The following is a 16,979-nucleotide window of genomic DNA, read 5'->3' on the forward strand; positions in this document are numbered from 1 at the left end:
TCCCCTGGATGCCGTCAATGGATCGGTGTTTTCGGCGGGGCCGGAAGACCTGGTCACCCCGAACACGAAAACCGCTCGTCGCCGAGGACCGGAAAAGCGATACCGGTCAGGCCTGGCCGCCGTGATCCGATACGCAGCGGGGATCGGGGAATTCGTGCCGGTGGCTCGCCGAAATTCCGCGAACGCGGGAATTCATTGGATTCCACGACAGAACCGGCTCGATGAAAGATTCACCGGACGCGGACGGTCCGCGGGCGTGCGCGCCACGCCCGCGGACCCGCCCACCGGAGGGACCCTGTCTAGCGGCCCTTGTGCTCCGCCTTCCGCGCCTCGGCGAGGAGCGCGACGAGCGCCTCTGTCACCCGCAGCACTCCGGCCTTCGCCGCGTCGTCCCCGATCTGCCTGTCCGCACGCTCGGCGAGTTGCCGCAGGTGCGCGATGGCGGGAGGCACGTCACCGGCGAGACCGGCCCGCTCGGCGTGCCGGAGACGGTCCTCCAGGGAGGACGCGACGGGCCCGGCGATACGACCGGCGGCGGCGTACTCACCGATCAGGTCGCGGAGGTCGGAGTACCACGCGGGATCGCGGGTGAACGACCGGGGGATGTACCCGGCCTCGACGTCGGCGAGCGTCGTCGCGACGACCTCGTCGGCGTACGACCGCACGGTCGGGTAGAGCTCCGCGAGCCGCGCGTCGGTCAGCGGCACCGAGCTGCCGTCGAGGAAGCAGAAGCCCGGGCCGGTGTTGCTGCCGCTGTTGACGCGCAGCGGCGCCTCCTGCTGGGCGAGCCGGATGCCGCCGAGCGCGACACCGAGGTCGTCACGCGCGACCACCGGCGGCGTGGCGTCCGTCATCCGGATCTTGGGAGCCGCGGGAGGCCGCACACCGTGGGCGACCCAGGCGACGGTGTGGTCGTAGACCGCGTTCTGCACCATGTGCTGTGGGATGCGGGACAACGAGGGCAGCGTGCACGTCTGCGGCTCGCCCGGGTAGCCGCCGGGGTACGTGCCGATGTCACGCTTGCGCAGCGGTCCGTAGTCTCTGATGAGTTTCCAGTCGCCGTGCGACGCGCCGGCCACCTCCCAGCTGGCCAGGACCGCCGAGTCGGCCTGGGCGCGGGCCGCCGGCGGCAGGATGCCGCTGCTCACGTCGCCCTCGGAGTTGATCCGGAACACCGGCGTCGCCAGGTCGGTGCGCAGCGGGCCACCGCCGCCGTGCAGGACGACCGCGTCGAGGACGTTCGCGAGCGGCTGGACGCCGTTGTAGTAGTTCGCGAGGCGACCGGCCGACTGCGAGTGACCCGTGGCGATCACGTACCGGGGCGGGGGCAGCTCGCCGAGCGGGTCGACGCCGGCCGGACCGCGGACGGCCTTCACCGCCTGGCTGAAGATGTCGTAGGACAGGCTGTCGTCGTTGATCGTCCCGCCCGCGGTCACGTCGAGGGTTCCATAACGGGCCGGGCTCCACGCCTTGAGCCCGGTCGCGGAGTGCACTCCGGCGCGCTGGGCGGAGACGCCGACCCAGGCGTACCCCTCCCGGATCAGATGCTCGTGCGACTGGAACCAGTCGACCTCCTGGTCCCACTGATTGCTGACGTTGTACCACTCGGCGATCACGACCCCGTTGAACGTCCGGGCCGAGACCGGGCGGCGCACGACGATGCGCGTGCTGTACGGGTTGCCCGTGCTGACGGCGGTCGCGGTGCCCGTGCCGGGGGTCGCGTAGCCCGTCGCCGTGCCGGAGACGAAGAACTCCTGCTCGACGTAGCCCGCCGCCTTCAGGTCGACGTCGGTGGCGAGGAACGGGTAGCCGTGGGCGGGATCCCCGACAGGGGTGGTGCGGGCGATCGGCCCCGTGATCACGGGGTTCGCGACGTTGTCGCCGGTCGCGGTGGACGGGCGGGGCGCGGGCTCGCCCCGGCCGGGCCCGGACGCGCTCGCGGGAGTGGCGAGCCCGAGGGGAACGGTCAGCGCGCCGGCGAGACCGAGCGCGGCGAATCGTCGGCGAAAGGTCTGGAGAGTGGGAAGAAGAGCAGGCAAAACTACACCTCGCTGCGAGAGGCCGGGGGTGGGGGGATCGTCCGGATCAGCGCGCTGTCTCTGGCGCAGAGACTAACTGTCAATCCGAACGAAAGATAGTCTTTCAGCTACCAGACTTTCGCCGAAAACAACAAAAGCCCAGAGCGCCACCTGCCCAGTACGCCATTCGACGCGGGCGTCGGGTGACCAGACCCCGGCCGCCACGCACGGAAGTAATGGCTGACACGACGGCGACATGATGCTGACCTTCCGATAAGGCGTTCGGAAAAATGTCAGTCCTCGTCGCTATTGTCGAGATATGGCCAACGTCATTCGGCACTCGCTGACCGCCGAGGAACTCGCCGCCCTCGCCCTGTCGCTCGCTCACCTCGGTGCCGGCCCCCAGTCGGTCACCGCCCGGCGCGGCCTGCGCCATGCTTTCGAGCACCTCGATCTGGACGACGACGTCATCGCCACGACCCTGACCACCCTGACCACCCCGCTGCCCACCGACGTCGCCCGCCGGGCACGGGCGGTGGCCAACGCGATCACCGCGCGCCTGGTGATCCGCATCCAGTATCACGACGCCGCCGGCCGGATGACCGTCCGCGACGTCGAGCCGGTGACCTGCCTCGTCCACGGGGAGTTCTGGTATCTGGTCGGCTGGTGCCGCATGCGCCGCTCGATCAGGGCCTTCCGCTTCGACCGGATCCTGGCGGTCGAGCCGACCGACCTGCCGGCCCGCCCCCACCTGCCGCAGCGCTACCTGCCGTTCCAGCGACGCGCGCGGATCAGGCGCCCGTCCGCGGCCTGACCCCTGCCCGCACACGCCACCTCGGCGGGCGGGATCGGCCGAGGTGGCCGTGCGGCCCGGGGCGTGACGCCCCGGGCCGCACGGTCGTACGCGCGTCAGCCGCCGCAGCAGCCACCTCCGCAGCAGCCACCTCCTCCGCCCGCCGGCCGGACGGCGGAGGTTCCGGACGCCCTGCCCGTCACGGCCACGGTGGAAAGCAGCTTCACGGTGTCGTCGTGGCCGGAGGGGCACACCGCCCGGTCACCGGCCTCGGCCATGGGACGGTTGAGCTCGAACGTCGATCCACATGCGCGGCAACGGTAGTCATAGCGAGGCATGCGTCCAGATTACGACCCGCCACCCGCGAACGGCAGCGGGCGGCGGCCGATCACCCGAACTGGATGCTCGCGAAGTCCGTGACGGCCCGGAAACCGAGCCGCTGGTAGATGGAGTTCGACGTCGGGTTGCTCAGATCGGTGAACAGCAGCACCTCGGTCGCGCCGTCGTCGAGCGCCTTCCTGCTGGCCGCGTGGGTGACGGCGCTGCCGTAGCCGTGGCCGCGCAGATCGGGCGGAGTGTAGACGGGCCCGATCCGGGACATCCCGGCGATGGGCGCGGAGGCCCCCGCGATGGACACGGGCCGGTCGTCGTCCTCCCACCAGACCAGTTCCTCGCGGTTGATACGCGCGGCGACGACCGGGCTGGGATCGGCCGTTCTGTCGACGTGCGCCTCGTCCTGGAATTCCCGGAAGAAGCGCACGGCCATCGGCAGGTCGCCGGGGCCGGCGACGCGGGGCTTCCCCGACGCGGTGGGCGCCCGCAGCGCGCCGAGGCGGTAGAGGCGCTCGGATCGCCGATGTGTCTCCGGCCGCCACCAGGCGTCCGCGAACGCCTCCGCGGCGGCCACCGGACCGCCGACCTCGGCCACGTCCTGGTCCATCTCGACCAGCTCGCGCACCAGCAGGGGAAGCGCCGCGAGCGGGACGTCGCCGAGCGCGAGCGGGTACGGCGGCGTGCGGCAGGCCGCCCCCGCCACCGTGCCGTCGTCCTCCTCCAGCCAGGCCAGCAGGCAGTCGCCGGCGAACTGGCCGCTGCGGATTCCGCGCAACGCGGTCAGCATGACCGTGTTGCGGACGGGATCGCGCAGCAGCCAGGGCTCGGCCGCCGCGGCGTACTCCTCGACCTCGTCGGTGATCGTCCACCGCATGCCCATCAGGCCGCCGTCTCCGACAGGTAGGGCGCCCACTGCGGATCGCCGTCGAGTTGCGCGCCGATGAGCCGCCAGTGCGCGCCGTGCGGCACCGCGGGGGCGACAGGCAGCGCCCACCCCAGTTCCTCCAGCAGCCTGTCGGCCTTCCGGTGGTTGCACGGCGTGCACGAGGCGACGCAGTTCTCCCAGGTGTGGGGGCCTCCCCGGGAACGCGGGATGACGTGGTCGATCGTCTCGGCCCGCTGCCCGCAGTAGGCGCAACGGAAGTTGTCCCGGCGCATGAGCGCCGCGCGGGTGAGCGGGATCCGCGTCCGATAGGGAATGCGGACGTAGCGCCGGAGCCTGATCACCGACGGGACGTCTAGCGTGCGGGTCGCCGAGCGCAGGACCGCGCCCCGGCCGTCGCGGTGCACGACATCCGCCTTCTCTCTGAGCACCAGGATGACGGCCCGGTGCAGGGAGAGCGTGGTCAGCGGCTCGTATGTGGCATTGAGGAGCAGGACTTGGCGCATCAGCCGGCCTCCACAGCGATCTCGGCTGTGCGCCTGGGTTGTGGCCCCGCCTGTTGGGACCCGGGTGCTTCCGTCACAGGGACCTCCGCCGGACGGCCCAGCGGATCGTCACCACGGCACCGCCCTTCACCAAAGTGTGGCCTTTCCGGCGACCCCTTCGCCACCCATAAAAGGGTCTGCGAGGTGAACGACAGGGACGCCTGCTGCTTCTATGCCCAGCCGATCACCCCTTTATTCCCGTCTTGGCCGGGTACGGCCGATGTACCGTCGCAGTCGCCCGGCTGATTTAAAGTGCCAGCATGAGCCGACCGCCGTACCCGCCAGCCCGCCGTGACGACATCGTCGACGATCTCCACGGAACGCCCGTCCCCGACCCGTACCGGTGGCTGGAGGATCCGGACGATCCGGCGACGAAGGAGTGGCTGGACGCGCAGGAGATTCTGTTCCGGTCCGCCGAGCTGGAGGGGCGCGACCACTTCCGCGAGCGCGTCGCGGAACTGCTGCGCTCCGGGTCGGTGGGGACGCCGTCCTGGCGCGGCGGGCGCCGTTTCTTCACCCGCCGGGCGCCCGACCAGGAGCACCCGGTCCTGTACGTCGGGGAGGGAGACGGCGAGCGCGTGCTGCTCGACCCCACCGCCCTCGATCCCTCGGGCCTGACCACGCTCGACTCCTACCAGCCGGACAAGGAGGGCAACCGGCTGGCGTACCAGATCTCCGTCGGCGGCGACGAGGAGTCGCGCCTGTACGTCGTCGACGTGACGACGGGAGAGGTCGTCGAGGGGCCGATCGACCGCTGCCGCTACTCCCCCGTGGCCTGGCTGCCCGGCGGCGAGGCGTTCTACTACGTGCGCAGGCTGGCGCCCTCGCTAGTCCCGGCCGGCGAGGAGCAGTACCACCGCCGCGTCTACCTGCACCGCGTCGGCACCTCTCCCGACGACGACGTGCTGGTCTTCGGCGAGGGCCTGGAGAAGACCAACTACTACGGGGTGTCGGTCTCCCTCGACGGCAGGTGGCTGTCGATCTCCGCCTCGCGGGGGACGGCCCCGCGCAACGATCTGTGGGTGGCCGACCTGGTCGCCTCGTCGCCCGAGGCGCCGGAGCTGGTCACCGTACAGCAGGACGTCGACGCCCAGACCGGGCTCCACTTCGGCCGCGACGGGCGGCTCTACGTCTTCACCGACCGGGACGCCCCGCGCGGGCGCGTCTGCGTCACCTCGCCGCAGACCCCCGGTGCGGAGCACTGGCGCGACCTGGTCCCCGAGGACCCCGAGGCGGTGCTGTCCGACTTCGCCATCCTCGACGGCATGGCCGAGCCGGTCCTGCTCGTCGGCTGGACCAGGCACGCGATCGGCGAGATCTCCGTGCACGCGCTGGAGAGCGGCGAGCGCATCGGCGAGGTCCCGCTGCCGGGGCTCGGCTCGATCGGCGGGATCGTCGAGCGGCCGGAGGGCGGGCACGAGGCCTGGTTCAGCTACACCGACGAGATCACCCCGACCGCGGTGTACCGCTACGACGCGCTGACCGGCGAGACCACGCTCTGGGAGGCGCCGCCCGGCGCGGTGGAGGTGCCGGAGGCGACCACCGAGCAGGTGGTCTACCGGTCGAAGGACGGCACCGAGGTGCACATGCTGGTCACCTCGCGCCCCGGCTCGGGGCCCCGCCCCACCATCCTGTACGGCTACGGCGGCTTCGGGATCTCGATGAACCCGGGCTTCTCCGCCACCACGCTGGCCTGGGTCGAGGCGGGCGGCGTCTACGCGGTCGCCCAGCTCCGCGGCGGCGGCGAGGAGGGCGAGCAGTGGCACCGGGCCGGCATGCTCGGCAGCAAGCAGAACGTCTTCGACGACCTGCACGCCGCGGCCGAGCACCTCGTCTCCACCGGTGTCACCAGCCCCGACCGGCTGGCCATCTCCGGCGGCTCCAACGGCGGCCTGCTCGTCGGCGCGGCGCTCACGCAGCGCCCCGACCTGTACGCGGCCGTCGTCTGCTCGGCCCCGCTGCTCGACATGGTGCGCTACGAGAAGTTCGGTCTCGGGGCGACCTGGAACGTCGAGTACGGCTCCGCCGAGGTGCCGGAGGAGTTCTCCTGGCTGTGGGGCTATTCGCCGTACCACCACGTCCGCGAGGGGGTGTCCTACCCGGCCACGCTGTTCGCCGTGTTCGCCTCGGACACCCGCGTCCATCCCCTGCACGCGTGGAAGATGGCGGCGGCCCTGCAGCACGCGCAGGCGGGCGACCGCCCGATCCTGCTGCGCAACGAGACCGAGGTGGGTCACGGCGCCCGGGCCGTGAGCCGGTCGGTCGAGCTGTCGGCCGACCAGCTCGCCTTCCTGGCCCGGCACACCGGCCTGAAGGTGGGCTGATCTCAGCGGGGGAAGATGACGGTCTTGTGGCCGTCCAGCAGCACGCGGTGCTCGGCGTGCCAGCGGACGGCCCGGCCCAGCGCCTGGCATTCGAGGTCGCGGCCGATCGCGGCGAGGTCCTCCGGCGAGTGGGTGTGGTTCACCCGCGCGACCTCCTGCTCGATGATCGGCCCCTCGTCGAGGACGGGCGTCACGTAGTGCGCCGTGGCGCCGATCAGCTTCACGCCGCGAGAGTACGCCTGGTGGTACGGCTTGGCGCCCTTGAACGACGGCAGGAACGAGTGGTGGATGTTGATCATGCGCCCGGCGAGCTTGGCGCACATGTCCTCCGACAGCACCTGCATGTAGCGGGCCAGCACGACCAGGTCGGCCTGGTAGTGGTCGACCAGGGTGAGGATCTCCGCCTCCTGCCGCGGCTTGGTCTCCGGGGTGACCGGCAGGTGGTGGTAGTCCACGCCGTACGACTGGGTGAGCGGGCGCAGGTCGGGATGATTGGACGCCACACCCACGATCTCGATCGGCAACAGCCCCGAGCGCACGCGGTAGAGCAGGTCGTTGAGGCAGTGGTCGAACCGGCTGACGAGCACCAGCACCCGGGTCCGCACCGCGAGGTCGAAGAGCTGGAACTCCATGGCGAACTCCGGCGCGAGCGAGGCGAACTCGGCCCGCAGCTCGTCGACGGCGAACCCGCTGGAGAACTGCACCCGCATGAAGAACCGCTCCTCGACCGGGTCGCCGAACTGCTGGCTCTCGATGATGTTGCAGCCCTTCCGGGCCAGCAGCCCGGAGACGGCCGCGACCACTCCGGGCCGGTCCGGGCAGGACAGGGTCAGCACGTATTCAGCGCTCATGCTCAGATCCTCGACAGGGGTGACGTATCGGATTCAAGGGTAGGGCCAGCGGCCCGGGAGGTGCGGGCAGGCGGGGACGCGGACGACGACCGGGCTCGCGGACGTCGTCGAGCGGCTCCCCGGCGCCTCGGCGTGACCGTCGTCCCCCTGCCCCGTCAGCCCTCCTTCTCGTGCCGCTCCAGCGCCGCGCGTATGTCGGGGTCGCCGGGGGCCAGGGCCAGCGCGCGGCGCAGGTCGGCCAGTGCCTCCCTGCCCCGGCCGAGCGCGTCGAGGGCGGTGGCCCGGTTGAAGTACAGGGCCGCGTCCTCGCCCAGCTCGATCGCCCGGGTCAGGTCGTCGACCGCGCCCGGCGCGTCGCCGGTCTCGAACCGGAGAGTCGCGCGATTCGCCCAGGCCGAGGCCAGGCGGGCGTCGGCGGCCAGCGCCGCGTCGAAGGCCAGGGCGGCCTCCGCGTAGCGACCCGCCTCGGTTTCCAGCTGCCCCAGCACACCGTGCAGGTGCGCGTCGCCGGGGTCGAGCGCGAGCCCCGCCTCGACGTCGCGCCTGGCGGCCTCGTGCTCGCCGAGCATCTCCAGCACGCCGGCCCGGTTGACGTAGGCGTCGAGGTAGCCCGGGTCGAGTTCGAGCACGTGGTCGAGGTCGGCCCGGGCGCCGTCCAGATCCCCGGCGGCCAGGCGCAGCTCGGCCCGGTTGTAGTACGCCTCGGGCAGCGGCGGGCTCACCCGGATCGCGGTCTCGTAGTCGGCCAGCGCCTCGCCGGTCCGTCCCATCTCGAACAGCAGGTTGCCCCGGTCGAGATAGTAGTCGGGGAAGCCCGGATCGATCGCGACGGCCCGGTCGAAGTCGGCCAGCGCCTCCCGCGTGCGGCCCAGGCGGGCGAGAAGCTGCGCCCGGTTGGCGAACAGCACCATCCGGTGGACGGGGTGGGCGCCCGGCGGCAGGTCGCGCTCGGCCAGGTCGATGGCCGACTGCACCAGGCCGAGAGCCTCGTCGGCCCGTCCCTCCCGCAGCTCGATCAACGCGCGGGCGTTCTGGTCGAACCCGAGCTTGAAGGCCCGCGTCCGCCGGTCGGGCAGCAGCGTGGAGATCGCTATCGCCTCGTTGATCCAGGCCCTGGCCCTGACCAGGTCCCGCCGTGCCGGATCGCGGTCGCGCGCGTCGAGCATCGCCGTGCCGTACGCGGCGGCCGCGTGCACGGCGGGATCGACGCTGACCCGCCGGGCCTGGTCGTACAGCTCCTGCGCGTGCGCGCGCCGGCCCAGCCCTGTCAGGGCGGTCGCGGTGCGCTGGGTGAATCGCCACCACAGGTCCGAACCCGGCTCCACCAGCCGCAGGCCACGCGAGCCCAACTCCACGACCGCGTGCAGGAACCCCTCGGTGACGCAGTGGTCCACCGCCGCCCACAGCGCCTGCGCCGCGGCGTGCGGGTCGCCGCCGTGCTCCAGGTGGTAGGGCACCGCGCCCAGTGCGTACTCCGCCGCCGCGGCGCCGGCCCTCAGCTCGGCGGCGCGCCGGTCGTGCCGGCGCGCGCGTTCCTCCGGCGGCAGCGACAGGTACGCGCGGTAGGCCCTGGGGTCGTCACAGGTGCCGTCCGAGGCGACGTAGTCGTCGGGGGGCCCGCCCTGAGCCCGCGCTTCCACCGGCCGCATGCCCTCCCACGGCGGCTCCACGGAGCCCACCGCCAGCGTCAGGCCCGGCGCCCGGCGCGCCAGGACGCGCAGCAGTTCGCGGTCGGCCGGATCCGCCTCGTGCAGGTTGTCCACCAGCAGCGTCCGCGGTCCCTCCAGGCAGTCGCGCACGAACTCGGCGATGCCGTTGGCGATCCGGAGCGTGCGGCGCGGCGCGGGCACGAGGATCCGCTCGTCTTCGGTCAGGCGGTCCTCGATGGGCTGCCGGCGCGCCGGCACCAGAGGGCGCAGGCCGGGTGCGACGGCCCGGATCTCGATGTCGTGTGCCGCCACCAAGCCCGGGGAACGCTCCAGGGCGACCGGGACGAGGGCGCGCAGCAGCGCGCCGCCGATCGTGTACGGACCGCGTAGCCGGCGGTGCCCGTTGACGACGGGCGCGACTGGGGGCGGCACCTCCAGGGCGTGGTTCCCAACCAGCGATCGGAGGGCCGCTACGCGGTCGCGGGAGAGGTCTCCCCGGACCCAGATGTGGCTCGGGAGGTCCCTCACCCCTTGTGGATCACGCTCGAGGTGCCGCTCAGCTTGGTCGTCCCCGGCTTACGGATAATGATCTTCTTCATCACGCCTCTTTCCCCACTCTTGCGGACAAGGCACAAGTATTCGCAGGGATCAGCTATCCGCCAAGGGATGGAAGCATTATCTATCGGGAGAAAAGCCGGGAGACCACGCCATTTAGCTGCTTCTCGATATAAATCACCACGTTGTCGCCGCATACCTCGCGCCGCAACTCCCGCCAGCCGGATTTGCGGTAGAGCTCCAGCGCGGCGGCCTGACGCAGGGTGGTGTCCCCGCGCAACGTCGAGTATCCGAGCCGGCGCGCCCGTTCCTCGAGCTCCCCCGTGATCCGCGCACCGTAGCCGCGCCGCTGGTGATCGGGGTGGACGCGCAGCCGGCACATCTCGGCCGTGTCGGCGTCGATGCGCCGCAGGCCGCCCATCGCGACGAGCCCCGCCCCGGGCACCTCTCCGACCAGGAAGTCACCCCCGGCCGCCAGGTAGATCTCGGTGATCCGGGGAAAATCGTCGTCGTAGTAGACGCCGTCGCCCGGAACCACGCCCACCTGGGCCAGGCCGATCTGATGAAGGGACCACACCGCGTCGAGATCCGACCAGCGGTACCGCCGGATCCTCAGCGGTGCGATCCCGCCCTCCCCGCCTCTCACGGGATCTCCCGGCTCGAGATCCCCCGCCAGCGCGTCTCCTGCCACACGTCCTCCTTGTTACCCACGTCACCCGACGTCCCGGACCAACTCCGGCGGGATCGTGACGCGGCTCTGCTTGATCACCTCGCAGAACTCCTGCAACCGGGCGGAGTCGCCGTGCTTCGCCCTGATCGCCTTCACCAGGTCGTACGCCGGTTTGAGCAGCAGGTCGGTCCGGTAGTCCTTGTCGACCAGGTCGATGGCCTCCTGGCCCAGCTTCAGCGCCGCCTCGACGTCGCCGTCGATGAGCCGGCACATCGCCCGGTCGAACCGGATCAGGGTCTGGTCGAGCAGGTCCTCGTCCGTGTACTTGTCGAGCGCCTGCTGCAGGATCACGTCGGCCTCCACGGTCTGCCCCAGCTTCACCAGGACGTCGCCCTGGTAGAAGTAGAGCTGCCGCTCTGTGTAGCCGAAGGCCGGGTCCTCCCGGTCGCTGTCGTTCATCTGCTGGAAGGCCGCCCGGGCGCGGTGCAGCGCCCGCTTGGCCTGTTCGACCACCTCGTGCCGCGAGCCGTTGACGCCGGCGATCTTCGCCAGCGCCCTCGCCTCGACGACCGGCGCCATGGTCCGGGCGGCGCACGGGGTGTGGCCGGCCAGGTCGCGGCTCTTCTTCGCGAGCGTGAGCGCCTCGCGCGGATCGCCGTAGTAAAGCGGCACCAGCGCCTCGCGGGCGGTGACCCAGGCGCGCAGAGCGCGGTCGCCGGTCTCGTCCGCGGCCATTCTGCCGGTGCGGAAGAACGAGCGGGCCAGCCGCTGGTCCCCCAGGTCGATCATGATCATCCCGGAGAGCCCGGCGAGCTGGGCGGCCATGCGGCACAGCCGCTCCTGCACGTCGATGGGCTGGCGGCGGTCCAGCGCCTTGCGCACGGCGGTGAACTCCAGCATCACGTCGCAGAGCAGCCGTACGGGCGGGGTGTTCATGTACTGCCGCCCGAACCCGGACGTGGCCTGCTCCCACTGATCGAGCATCGCCGGCGAGACGGTGGCCGTGACCATGGTCTCGTCCATACGCCGACGGAGGTTCTCCACCGCGCCGAGCACCTTTTCGTCGAGCTCTTGGAGGCCAGCCGCCCCCACGGCGCCGCCGGCGAGGAGCCTCAATAGCGTCCTCCGTAGCACGTTCTCGTCCTCCTCGCCCCCGTTCATCGTGGGGGTCTCGCCGCCCGACGGGGCCGGCGCACCCCACGGAGCGGGTGAAGTGTCAGGTCTGTCCTCTTCTGGGGCTCCACTACTCGGTTCGGCGAGGTGTCCGTGGCCACAGATGCACGGGCTCTCGAACCCGAGAGCCAGCGGTTCCACCCGATAGACCGAGCACAGGTAGTGGAGATACTCCGGGCCGGGCCGCTTCATCCCCGACTCGTACGCGGACAGTAGCGTCTCTCCGATGCCGGGGACGGCTTTTCCGTCCCTCTCGAAGAGAGCGCGCACCTGCTCGATCACGTCGGCGAGCGCCACACCGTGTGAGAGGCGATGTGCCTTGATCCGGGTCGTGCCGAACTGTGGCCCGCAGTCGCTGTGGATCTCCTCGGCGATCTCGGCCAGGCTGCGCCCGGTGGCCAGGCCCCGCGCCCGGATCCGGCGCGCGATCTCCGTCTCCCTGTGTTGCCTGCCGGACATTCCGGCCCCTCTCTCGTGGCCGGCCGCGCTAGCAGCCCGTGGTCTCGAGCGGTCCTCACCCTGTGACAGAGAGTGACGCTGCCGTCGCGCTCCGCCCACAACATAATGATGGACCATAGTTGGCGCAGCCAAGCCCCCAACCTGAACGTGCCGACTAAGGATCGTCTCCCGATAGGGGTTTTCTTTCAACCAACAAGGGTTTTCCTTCACCTCAGCCGCTTGCGGCCCTCGTTGACCCGAGCACTTCTGTGAGCCATCTTTGGCGCACCAGAGTGAACAGACGGGAACGCAAAGTACACATTCCGCCCGCGAACGGAAATGAAGGAGGACCTACGGTGGGGGAGGACGATTTCCGGCGCCTGGAACATCTGGTGGCCGAACTCGACGCCCGGGGCCTGCTCGCACGAGTCGTGCGCACCCCGTCGGGCCGCGCCTACGTGCGCGTGATCAACCCCGACGCGACAAGCCTCACGGAGAACGTCGTCTGCCAGGCGGCCGACTACTGGTGGTCCTGGGGTGAGCGGATGCACCGGGCGGACGACCCCGCCGGAGCGGCCACGAAAGTGGCCCGTGTGCTCGCCGCGGTGAGCGAGTAGGGGAAGGCGGCGGCCCGAGGTGAAAGCGCGGTGAAAACGCAGTCGCCGTGGGCCGCCGCATCCACCGCGGCCTCAGGGGGCGGGCAGGACGCCCGGTGCGGAGCGTCACCGTCGCGCCGCCCCGGCGCGACGGCGACGCTGCGGCGTCCCGCCCGCCCCGACCCGTCCGCATTCCGGCACGACCGGCGGGCCGACCGGCCCGCCGGCACCTTGGACCGCCGTCCGGCCCCGTCGAGCAGGTGGGGCCGGACGGTGATCGGGGGGATCCCCCACTTGGAGAACGGCGACGGGCACGCTTCCGGGTGCGCGCCCGCGTCCTGCCACACCGTCACTGGAGCGTGTCCGGCCCGCCCTCCGCGGCCCCGGACGGGACGCGCTCCCGTCTTCCCCGGCGATGTGACGGAGGCCGGATCAGTCGGCAGTATTGGCTACGTTCATGACCTGCCGTTGATCCGATCCAGGGGGGATCCACCTCGTGTTGCCGCTGTCACCCGCGACGCCCAGTCCAGAGCCGACCGTGCCGGATCTCGATGTGATCGGCCAGCAGGTGGCGAAGGCGTGTGAGAACAACGACGGCATCTTCTGCACGGTTCTGAACAGCGCCTTCCCGGAGAAGGACTTCCCGGCCTGGATGCAGCTGGTGGCGGGCATCGTGGACGTGCTGCTGCTGATCGCCCTCATCCTGGCCGGAGCGCTGGTCATCCGGAACGTCGTGCACCGGCTGATCACCCGGCTCACCGTGCGGGCCAGCGTCGGCGTACTGCCGGAGCGGCTGCGCGGCAGGGCCGTGCTGACCAGCACGGAGGCCGCCGCGGCGATCATGACGGAGCGCCGTCGGGCACGCGCCGAGACGATGGGCTCGGTGCTGCGGAGCCTCGCGTCCGTCGTGATCCTGGGCACCGCGGCGCTGATGATCTTCGCGAAGCTCGGAGTCGAACTGGCGCCGCTGCTCACGAGTGTCGGAATCATCGGTGTGGCGGTCGGATTCGGCGCCCAGGAGCTGGTCAAGGACTTCATCGCGGGCATGTTCATGCTGCTGGAGGACCAGTACGGCGTGGGCGACGTGATCGACACCGGCGTGGCCGTCGGCACGGTGGAGGCCGTCACGCTCCGCATCACCCGCCTGCGCGACGCGGACGGCAAGGTCTGGTACGTGCGCAACGGCACGATCACCCGCATCGGCAACGAGTCGCAGGGCTGGTCGAGGGCCCTGGTGGACGTCCCGGTTCCGTACGACAGCGACGTGGCGACGGTCCGCGACCTGCTGACGAACATCGTCCACGACATGTGGGAGGACCCGGAGTACCGGGACACGGTCATCGTCGAGGAGCCGCAGGTCTTCGGCCTGGAGTCGGTGTCGGGCTCGTCCGTCATCTTCCGCGTCACCGCGAAGACCGTGCCCGCGCGGCACCTGGAGGTCGCCCGTGAGCTGCGCCTGCGGGTGAAGCGCGCCTTCGACGACAAGAGCCTCACCTTCGCCGCCTGACATTACCGATCGGTAGCTGGCCTAGGCTGAATTCGTGACCAGCGAGCAGACCTTGTCCTTCTACGAGGCAGTCGGCGGCGAGGAAACCTTTCAGCGGCTCGTCCACCGGTTTTACCAGGGCGTCGCGGACGACCCCCTGCTGCGCCCGATGTACCCCGAGGAGGACCTGACCGGCGCGGAGGAGCGGCTGCGCCTGTTCCTCATGCAGTACTGGGGCGGCCCGAGGACCTACAGCGAGCAGCGCGGCCACCCCCGGCTGCGGATGCGGCACGTGCCGTTCGTCGTCGACGACGCGGCACGCGACGCCTGGCTGAGGCACATGGGCGACGCCGTGCGCTCCCTCGAGCTGCCGGCCGAGCTGGAGAAGCAGCTGTGGGACTACCTCGTCTACGCCGCCCACAGCATGGTCAACGCTTAAGCAACGGAAGCAGCGGGCAGCCAAAGACACATGGAAAAAACCCCCTGGTGGCGTGATGCCGTTGTCTATGAGATCTATGTCCGCAGCTTCGCCGACGCCTCCGGCGACGGTACGGGCGACCTGGCGGGAATCAGGGACCGCCTGCCGTACCTCGCCGAGCTCGGCGTCGACGCTGTTTGGCTGACCCCCTTCTACCCCTCCCCCATGGCCGACGGCGGCTACGACGTCGCCGACTACCGCGACGTGGACCCGTTGTTCGGATCGCTGGCCGACTTCGACGACCTGGTCGCCGACGCGCACGCGCACGGCCTGCGGCTGATGGTGGACATCGTGCCGAACCACAGCTCGTCGGCCCACCCCTGGTTCCAGAAGGCCCTGGCGTCCCCCAGGAGCTCGCAGGAGCGCGAGCGGTACATGTTCCGGGACGGCGGCCCCGAGGGCGGCGGAAGCGGCCACGGAGAGCCGAACAACTGGCTGTCCACCTTCGGCGGCCCGGCCTGGACCCAGGCGCCCGACGGGCAGTGGTACCTCCACCTGTTCGCGCCCGAGCAGCCCGACTTCAACTGGCGCAACCCCGAGGTGCGGGAGGAGTTCCTCGACATCCTCCGCTTCTGGCTCGACCGGGGAGTGGACGGCTTCCGGATCGACGTCGCGATGGGCCTGATCAAGGAGGAGGGGCTGCCCGACACGGACCCGGGCTTCGGGGCGAAGTCGCCCATCTGGAGCCGGCCGGAGGTGCACGACATCTACCGCGAGTGGCGGCGGGTGCTCGACGCCTACCCCGGCACCCGCGTCGCCATCGGCGAGGTCTGGACCGACTCGGCCGAGGACCTGGCGTTGTACGTGCGCCCGGACGAGCTGCACCAGAGCTTCAACTTCGCCTGGCTGGAGGCCCCCTGGTCGGCCACGGCCTTCCGCAAGGTCATCGACGACACGCTCAAGGCCGTCACCTCGCCGACCTGGGTGCTGTCCAACCACGACGTCGTACGGCACGTCACCCGCTACGGCCAGGGTTCGCTCGACCCGGGGGCCGGCCTGGCACGGGCTCGGGCGGCGCTGCTCGCCATGCTCGCCCTGCCGGGATCGGCCTACCTGTACCAGGGTGAGGAACTCGGGCTGCCCGAGGTCACCGATCTCCCACCCGAGTCACGGCAGGACCCGATCTTCGCGCGGTCGAACGGCGAGGTGCCGGGCCGCGACGGCTGCCGCGTGCCGCTGCCCTGGTCGGGCACCGAGCCGCCGTACGGATTCGGGCCGGGTGGCTCGTGGCTGCCGCAGCCGGCGGACTGGGCCGACCTGACCGCCGAGCGTCAGGCGGCCGACCCGTCCTCGACGCTGTGGTTCTACCGGCGGGCGCTGCAGACGCGGCGGGAGCTGCGCGGCACCCTGCCCGACGCCATCACCTGGCTGGAGTCGCCGGAGGAGACGCTGCTGTTCCGGCGAGGCCGTCTCATCTGCGTGATCAACTGCGGTGAGGGCGCGGTCGCGCTGCCGCCCCACGACCAGGTGCTGATCACCAGCGGCCCGCTCGACGGCACCTCCCTGCCCGCCGACACCGCGGCCTGGCTGCTCGCGGGCTGACCTCGCCACGTTCCGGGGCCGGCCGCGGGCCCTCGCCGTCGCGGCCGGTCGCCGGCGTTCCGATGCCGGACGCCGTGCATGCGGGTGCGGGTGCGGGGTCCTGTCCCGGAGCGTGATCGGCGTCGGGGGCGCCGGCCTCAGGACAGGGCGGAGAACCGCTTGAGGTAGGCGAGTTCGTCCCCGTCGAGCCTGCGGGGACGGGCGGCCCCGGCGTCGTAGGCGACCATGATCGTGCGCGCCTCGACGTAGAGCGTCTCGTCGTCGCGGATCTCGTACGCCAGGGTGAAGCGGACTCTGGAGATCTCGGTCACCCACACCTCGACACGTACGGGGTCGGTACGGAAGGTCAGGGGCCGGCGGTAGTCGATCTCGTGCCGGGCCACCACGAGGTCCTGACGGCGGCCGGCGTCCTCGCGCGGCCGGTCCCACAGCATGGACACCCGCGCGTCCTCGAGGTAGTCGAAGAAGCGGACGTTGTTGACGTGTCCCAAGCTGTCGATGTCGGCGAAGCGCACCTTGCGCTCGAAAACGTAGCGGGTCATCTGATCCGGGTGATTACGCAGCTCGGCCACCGGTCAAAACTAACGGGCCCGCGTCCCCCGCCAGGCAGCGGGGGGCGCGGGCCGTGAGTACGCTCAGTCGCGG

At 71.1% G+C, this 16,979-nt stretch carries 15 protein-coding genes; 6 read left to right on the forward strand and 9 right to left on the reverse strand.

Annotated elements, in window-relative coordinates:
• Nucleotides 1-299: 299 nt before the first annotated feature.
• A complete protein-coding gene (locus AB0J39_RS07895; protein WP_363462669.1) occupies nt 300-2,039 on the reverse strand; it encodes an alpha/beta hydrolase domain-containing protein in 1,740 nt (579 codons plus the stop codon).
• Between the two features lie 298 nt (nt 2,040-2,337).
• Here AB0J39_RS07895 and AB0J39_RS07900 point away from each other — a divergent pair, with 298 nt between their 5' ends.
• Nucleotides 2,338-2,832, forward strand: a complete 495-nt coding sequence (locus AB0J39_RS07900; protein WP_363462670.1) for a WYL domain-containing protein — start codon at nt 2,338-2,340, stop codon at nt 2,830-2,832.
• 95 nt (nt 2,833-2,927) lie between these two features.
• On the opposite strand, the gene AB0J39_RS07905 is transcribed toward AB0J39_RS07900, so the two are convergent.
• Genes AB0J39_RS07905 through AB0J39_RS07915 form a run of 3 tightly spaced genes read right to left on the reverse strand, consistent with a single transcriptional unit; the run spans nt 2,928 to nt 4,533 of the window.
• On the reverse strand, nt 2,928-3,149 hold the full coding sequence (locus tag AB0J39_RS07905) for a zinc ribbon domain-containing protein (RefSeq protein WP_363462671.1): 222 nt from the start codon (nt 3,147-3,149) through the stop codon (nt 2,928-2,930).
• A gap of 50 nt (nt 3,150-3,199) precedes the next feature.
• Nucleotides 3,200-4,018 (reverse strand): GNAT family N-acetyltransferase, encoded by an 819-nt coding sequence (locus tag AB0J39_RS07910; RefSeq protein ID WP_363462672.1) that lies wholly within the window; start codon nt 4,016-4,018, stop codon nt 3,200-3,202.
• A 5-nt stretch (nt 4,019-4,023) separates the two neighbouring features.
• Nucleotides 4,024-4,533 carry an HNH endonuclease gene (locus AB0J39_RS07915; RefSeq protein WP_363462673.1) on the reverse strand — a complete coding sequence of 170 codons (510 nt, stop codon included), beginning with the start codon at nt 4,531-4,533 and terminating at the stop codon, nt 4,024-4,026.
• A gap of 299 nt (nt 4,534-4,832) precedes the next feature.
• Between AB0J39_RS07915 and AB0J39_RS07920 the strand changes: the two genes are divergently transcribed.
• On the forward strand, nt 4,833-6,896 hold the full coding sequence (locus tag AB0J39_RS07920) for a prolyl oligopeptidase family serine peptidase (RefSeq protein ID WP_363462674.1): 2,064 nt from the start codon (nt 4,833-4,835) through the stop codon (nt 6,894-6,896).
• A gap of 2 nt (nt 6,897-6,898) precedes the next feature.
• Here AB0J39_RS07920 and purU read toward each other — a convergent pair whose 3' ends face one another.
• From purU to AB0J39_RS07940, 4 genes are all read right to left on the reverse strand, one after another.
• Nucleotides 6,899-7,747, reverse strand: coding sequence for a formyltetrahydrofolate deformylase (gene purU, locus AB0J39_RS07925; RefSeq protein WP_363462675.1), 849 nt, complete (start codon nt 7,745-7,747; stop codon nt 6,899-6,901).
• A 155-nt stretch (nt 7,748-7,902) separates the two neighbouring features.
• Nucleotides 7,903-9,828, reverse strand: a complete 1,926-nt coding sequence (locus tag AB0J39_RS07930; protein WP_363462676.1) for a tetratricopeptide repeat protein — start codon at nt 9,826-9,828, stop codon at nt 7,903-7,905.
• Between the two features lie 247 nt (nt 9,829-10,075).
• Nucleotides 10,076-10,642, reverse strand: coding sequence for a GNAT family N-acetyltransferase (locus AB0J39_RS07935; protein ID WP_363462677.1), 567 nt, complete (start codon nt 10,640-10,642; stop codon nt 10,076-10,078).
• Nucleotides 10,643-10,663: 21 nt separating this feature from the next.
• Entirely contained in the window at nt 10,664-12,253 is a 1,590-nt protein-coding gene (locus AB0J39_RS07940; protein WP_363462678.1) for an XRE family transcriptional regulator, read from the reverse strand.
• Nucleotides 12,254-12,588: 335 nt separating this feature from the next.
• On the opposite strand from AB0J39_RS07940, the gene AB0J39_RS07945 reads away from it, so the two are divergent.
• From AB0J39_RS07945 to AB0J39_RS07960, 4 genes are all read left to right on the forward strand, one after another.
• Complete coding sequence (locus AB0J39_RS07945) at nt 12,589-12,849, forward strand: hypothetical protein (RefSeq protein ID WP_030509616.1); 261 nt, start codon at nt 12,589-12,591, stop codon at nt 12,847-12,849.
• A 517-nt stretch (nt 12,850-13,366) separates the two neighbouring features.
• Complete coding sequence (locus AB0J39_RS07950; RefSeq protein ID WP_363462679.1) at nt 13,367-14,335, forward strand: mechanosensitive ion channel family protein; 969 nt, start codon at nt 13,367-13,369, stop codon at nt 14,333-14,335.
• A gap of 34 nt (nt 14,336-14,369) precedes the next feature.
• A complete protein-coding gene (locus tag AB0J39_RS07955) occupies nt 14,370-14,753 on the forward strand; it encodes a globin (RefSeq protein WP_363462680.1) in 384 nt (127 codons plus the stop codon).
• Nucleotides 14,754-14,783: 30 nt separating this feature from the next.
• The gene (locus tag AB0J39_RS07960; RefSeq protein ID WP_363462681.1) at nt 14,784-16,334 is read left to right on the forward strand and encodes an alpha-amylase family glycosyl hydrolase; all 1,551 of its coding nucleotides are present in this window, start codon (nt 14,784-14,786) and stop codon (nt 16,332-16,334) included.
• 137 nt (nt 16,335-16,471) lie between these two features.
• Here the strand turns inward: AB0J39_RS07960 and AB0J39_RS07965 are convergent, their stop codons facing one another.
• Entirely contained in the window at nt 16,472-16,876 is a 405-nt protein-coding gene (locus AB0J39_RS07965; protein ID WP_363462682.1) for a thioesterase family protein, read from the reverse strand.
• Nucleotides 16,877-16,979 lie beyond the last annotated feature (103 nt).

This window comes from Microbispora sp. NPDC049633 (assembly GCF_040675265.1).
GTDB classification, from domain to species: Bacteria; Actinomycetota; Actinomycetes; order Streptosporangiales; family Streptosporangiaceae; genus Microbispora; species Microbispora maris.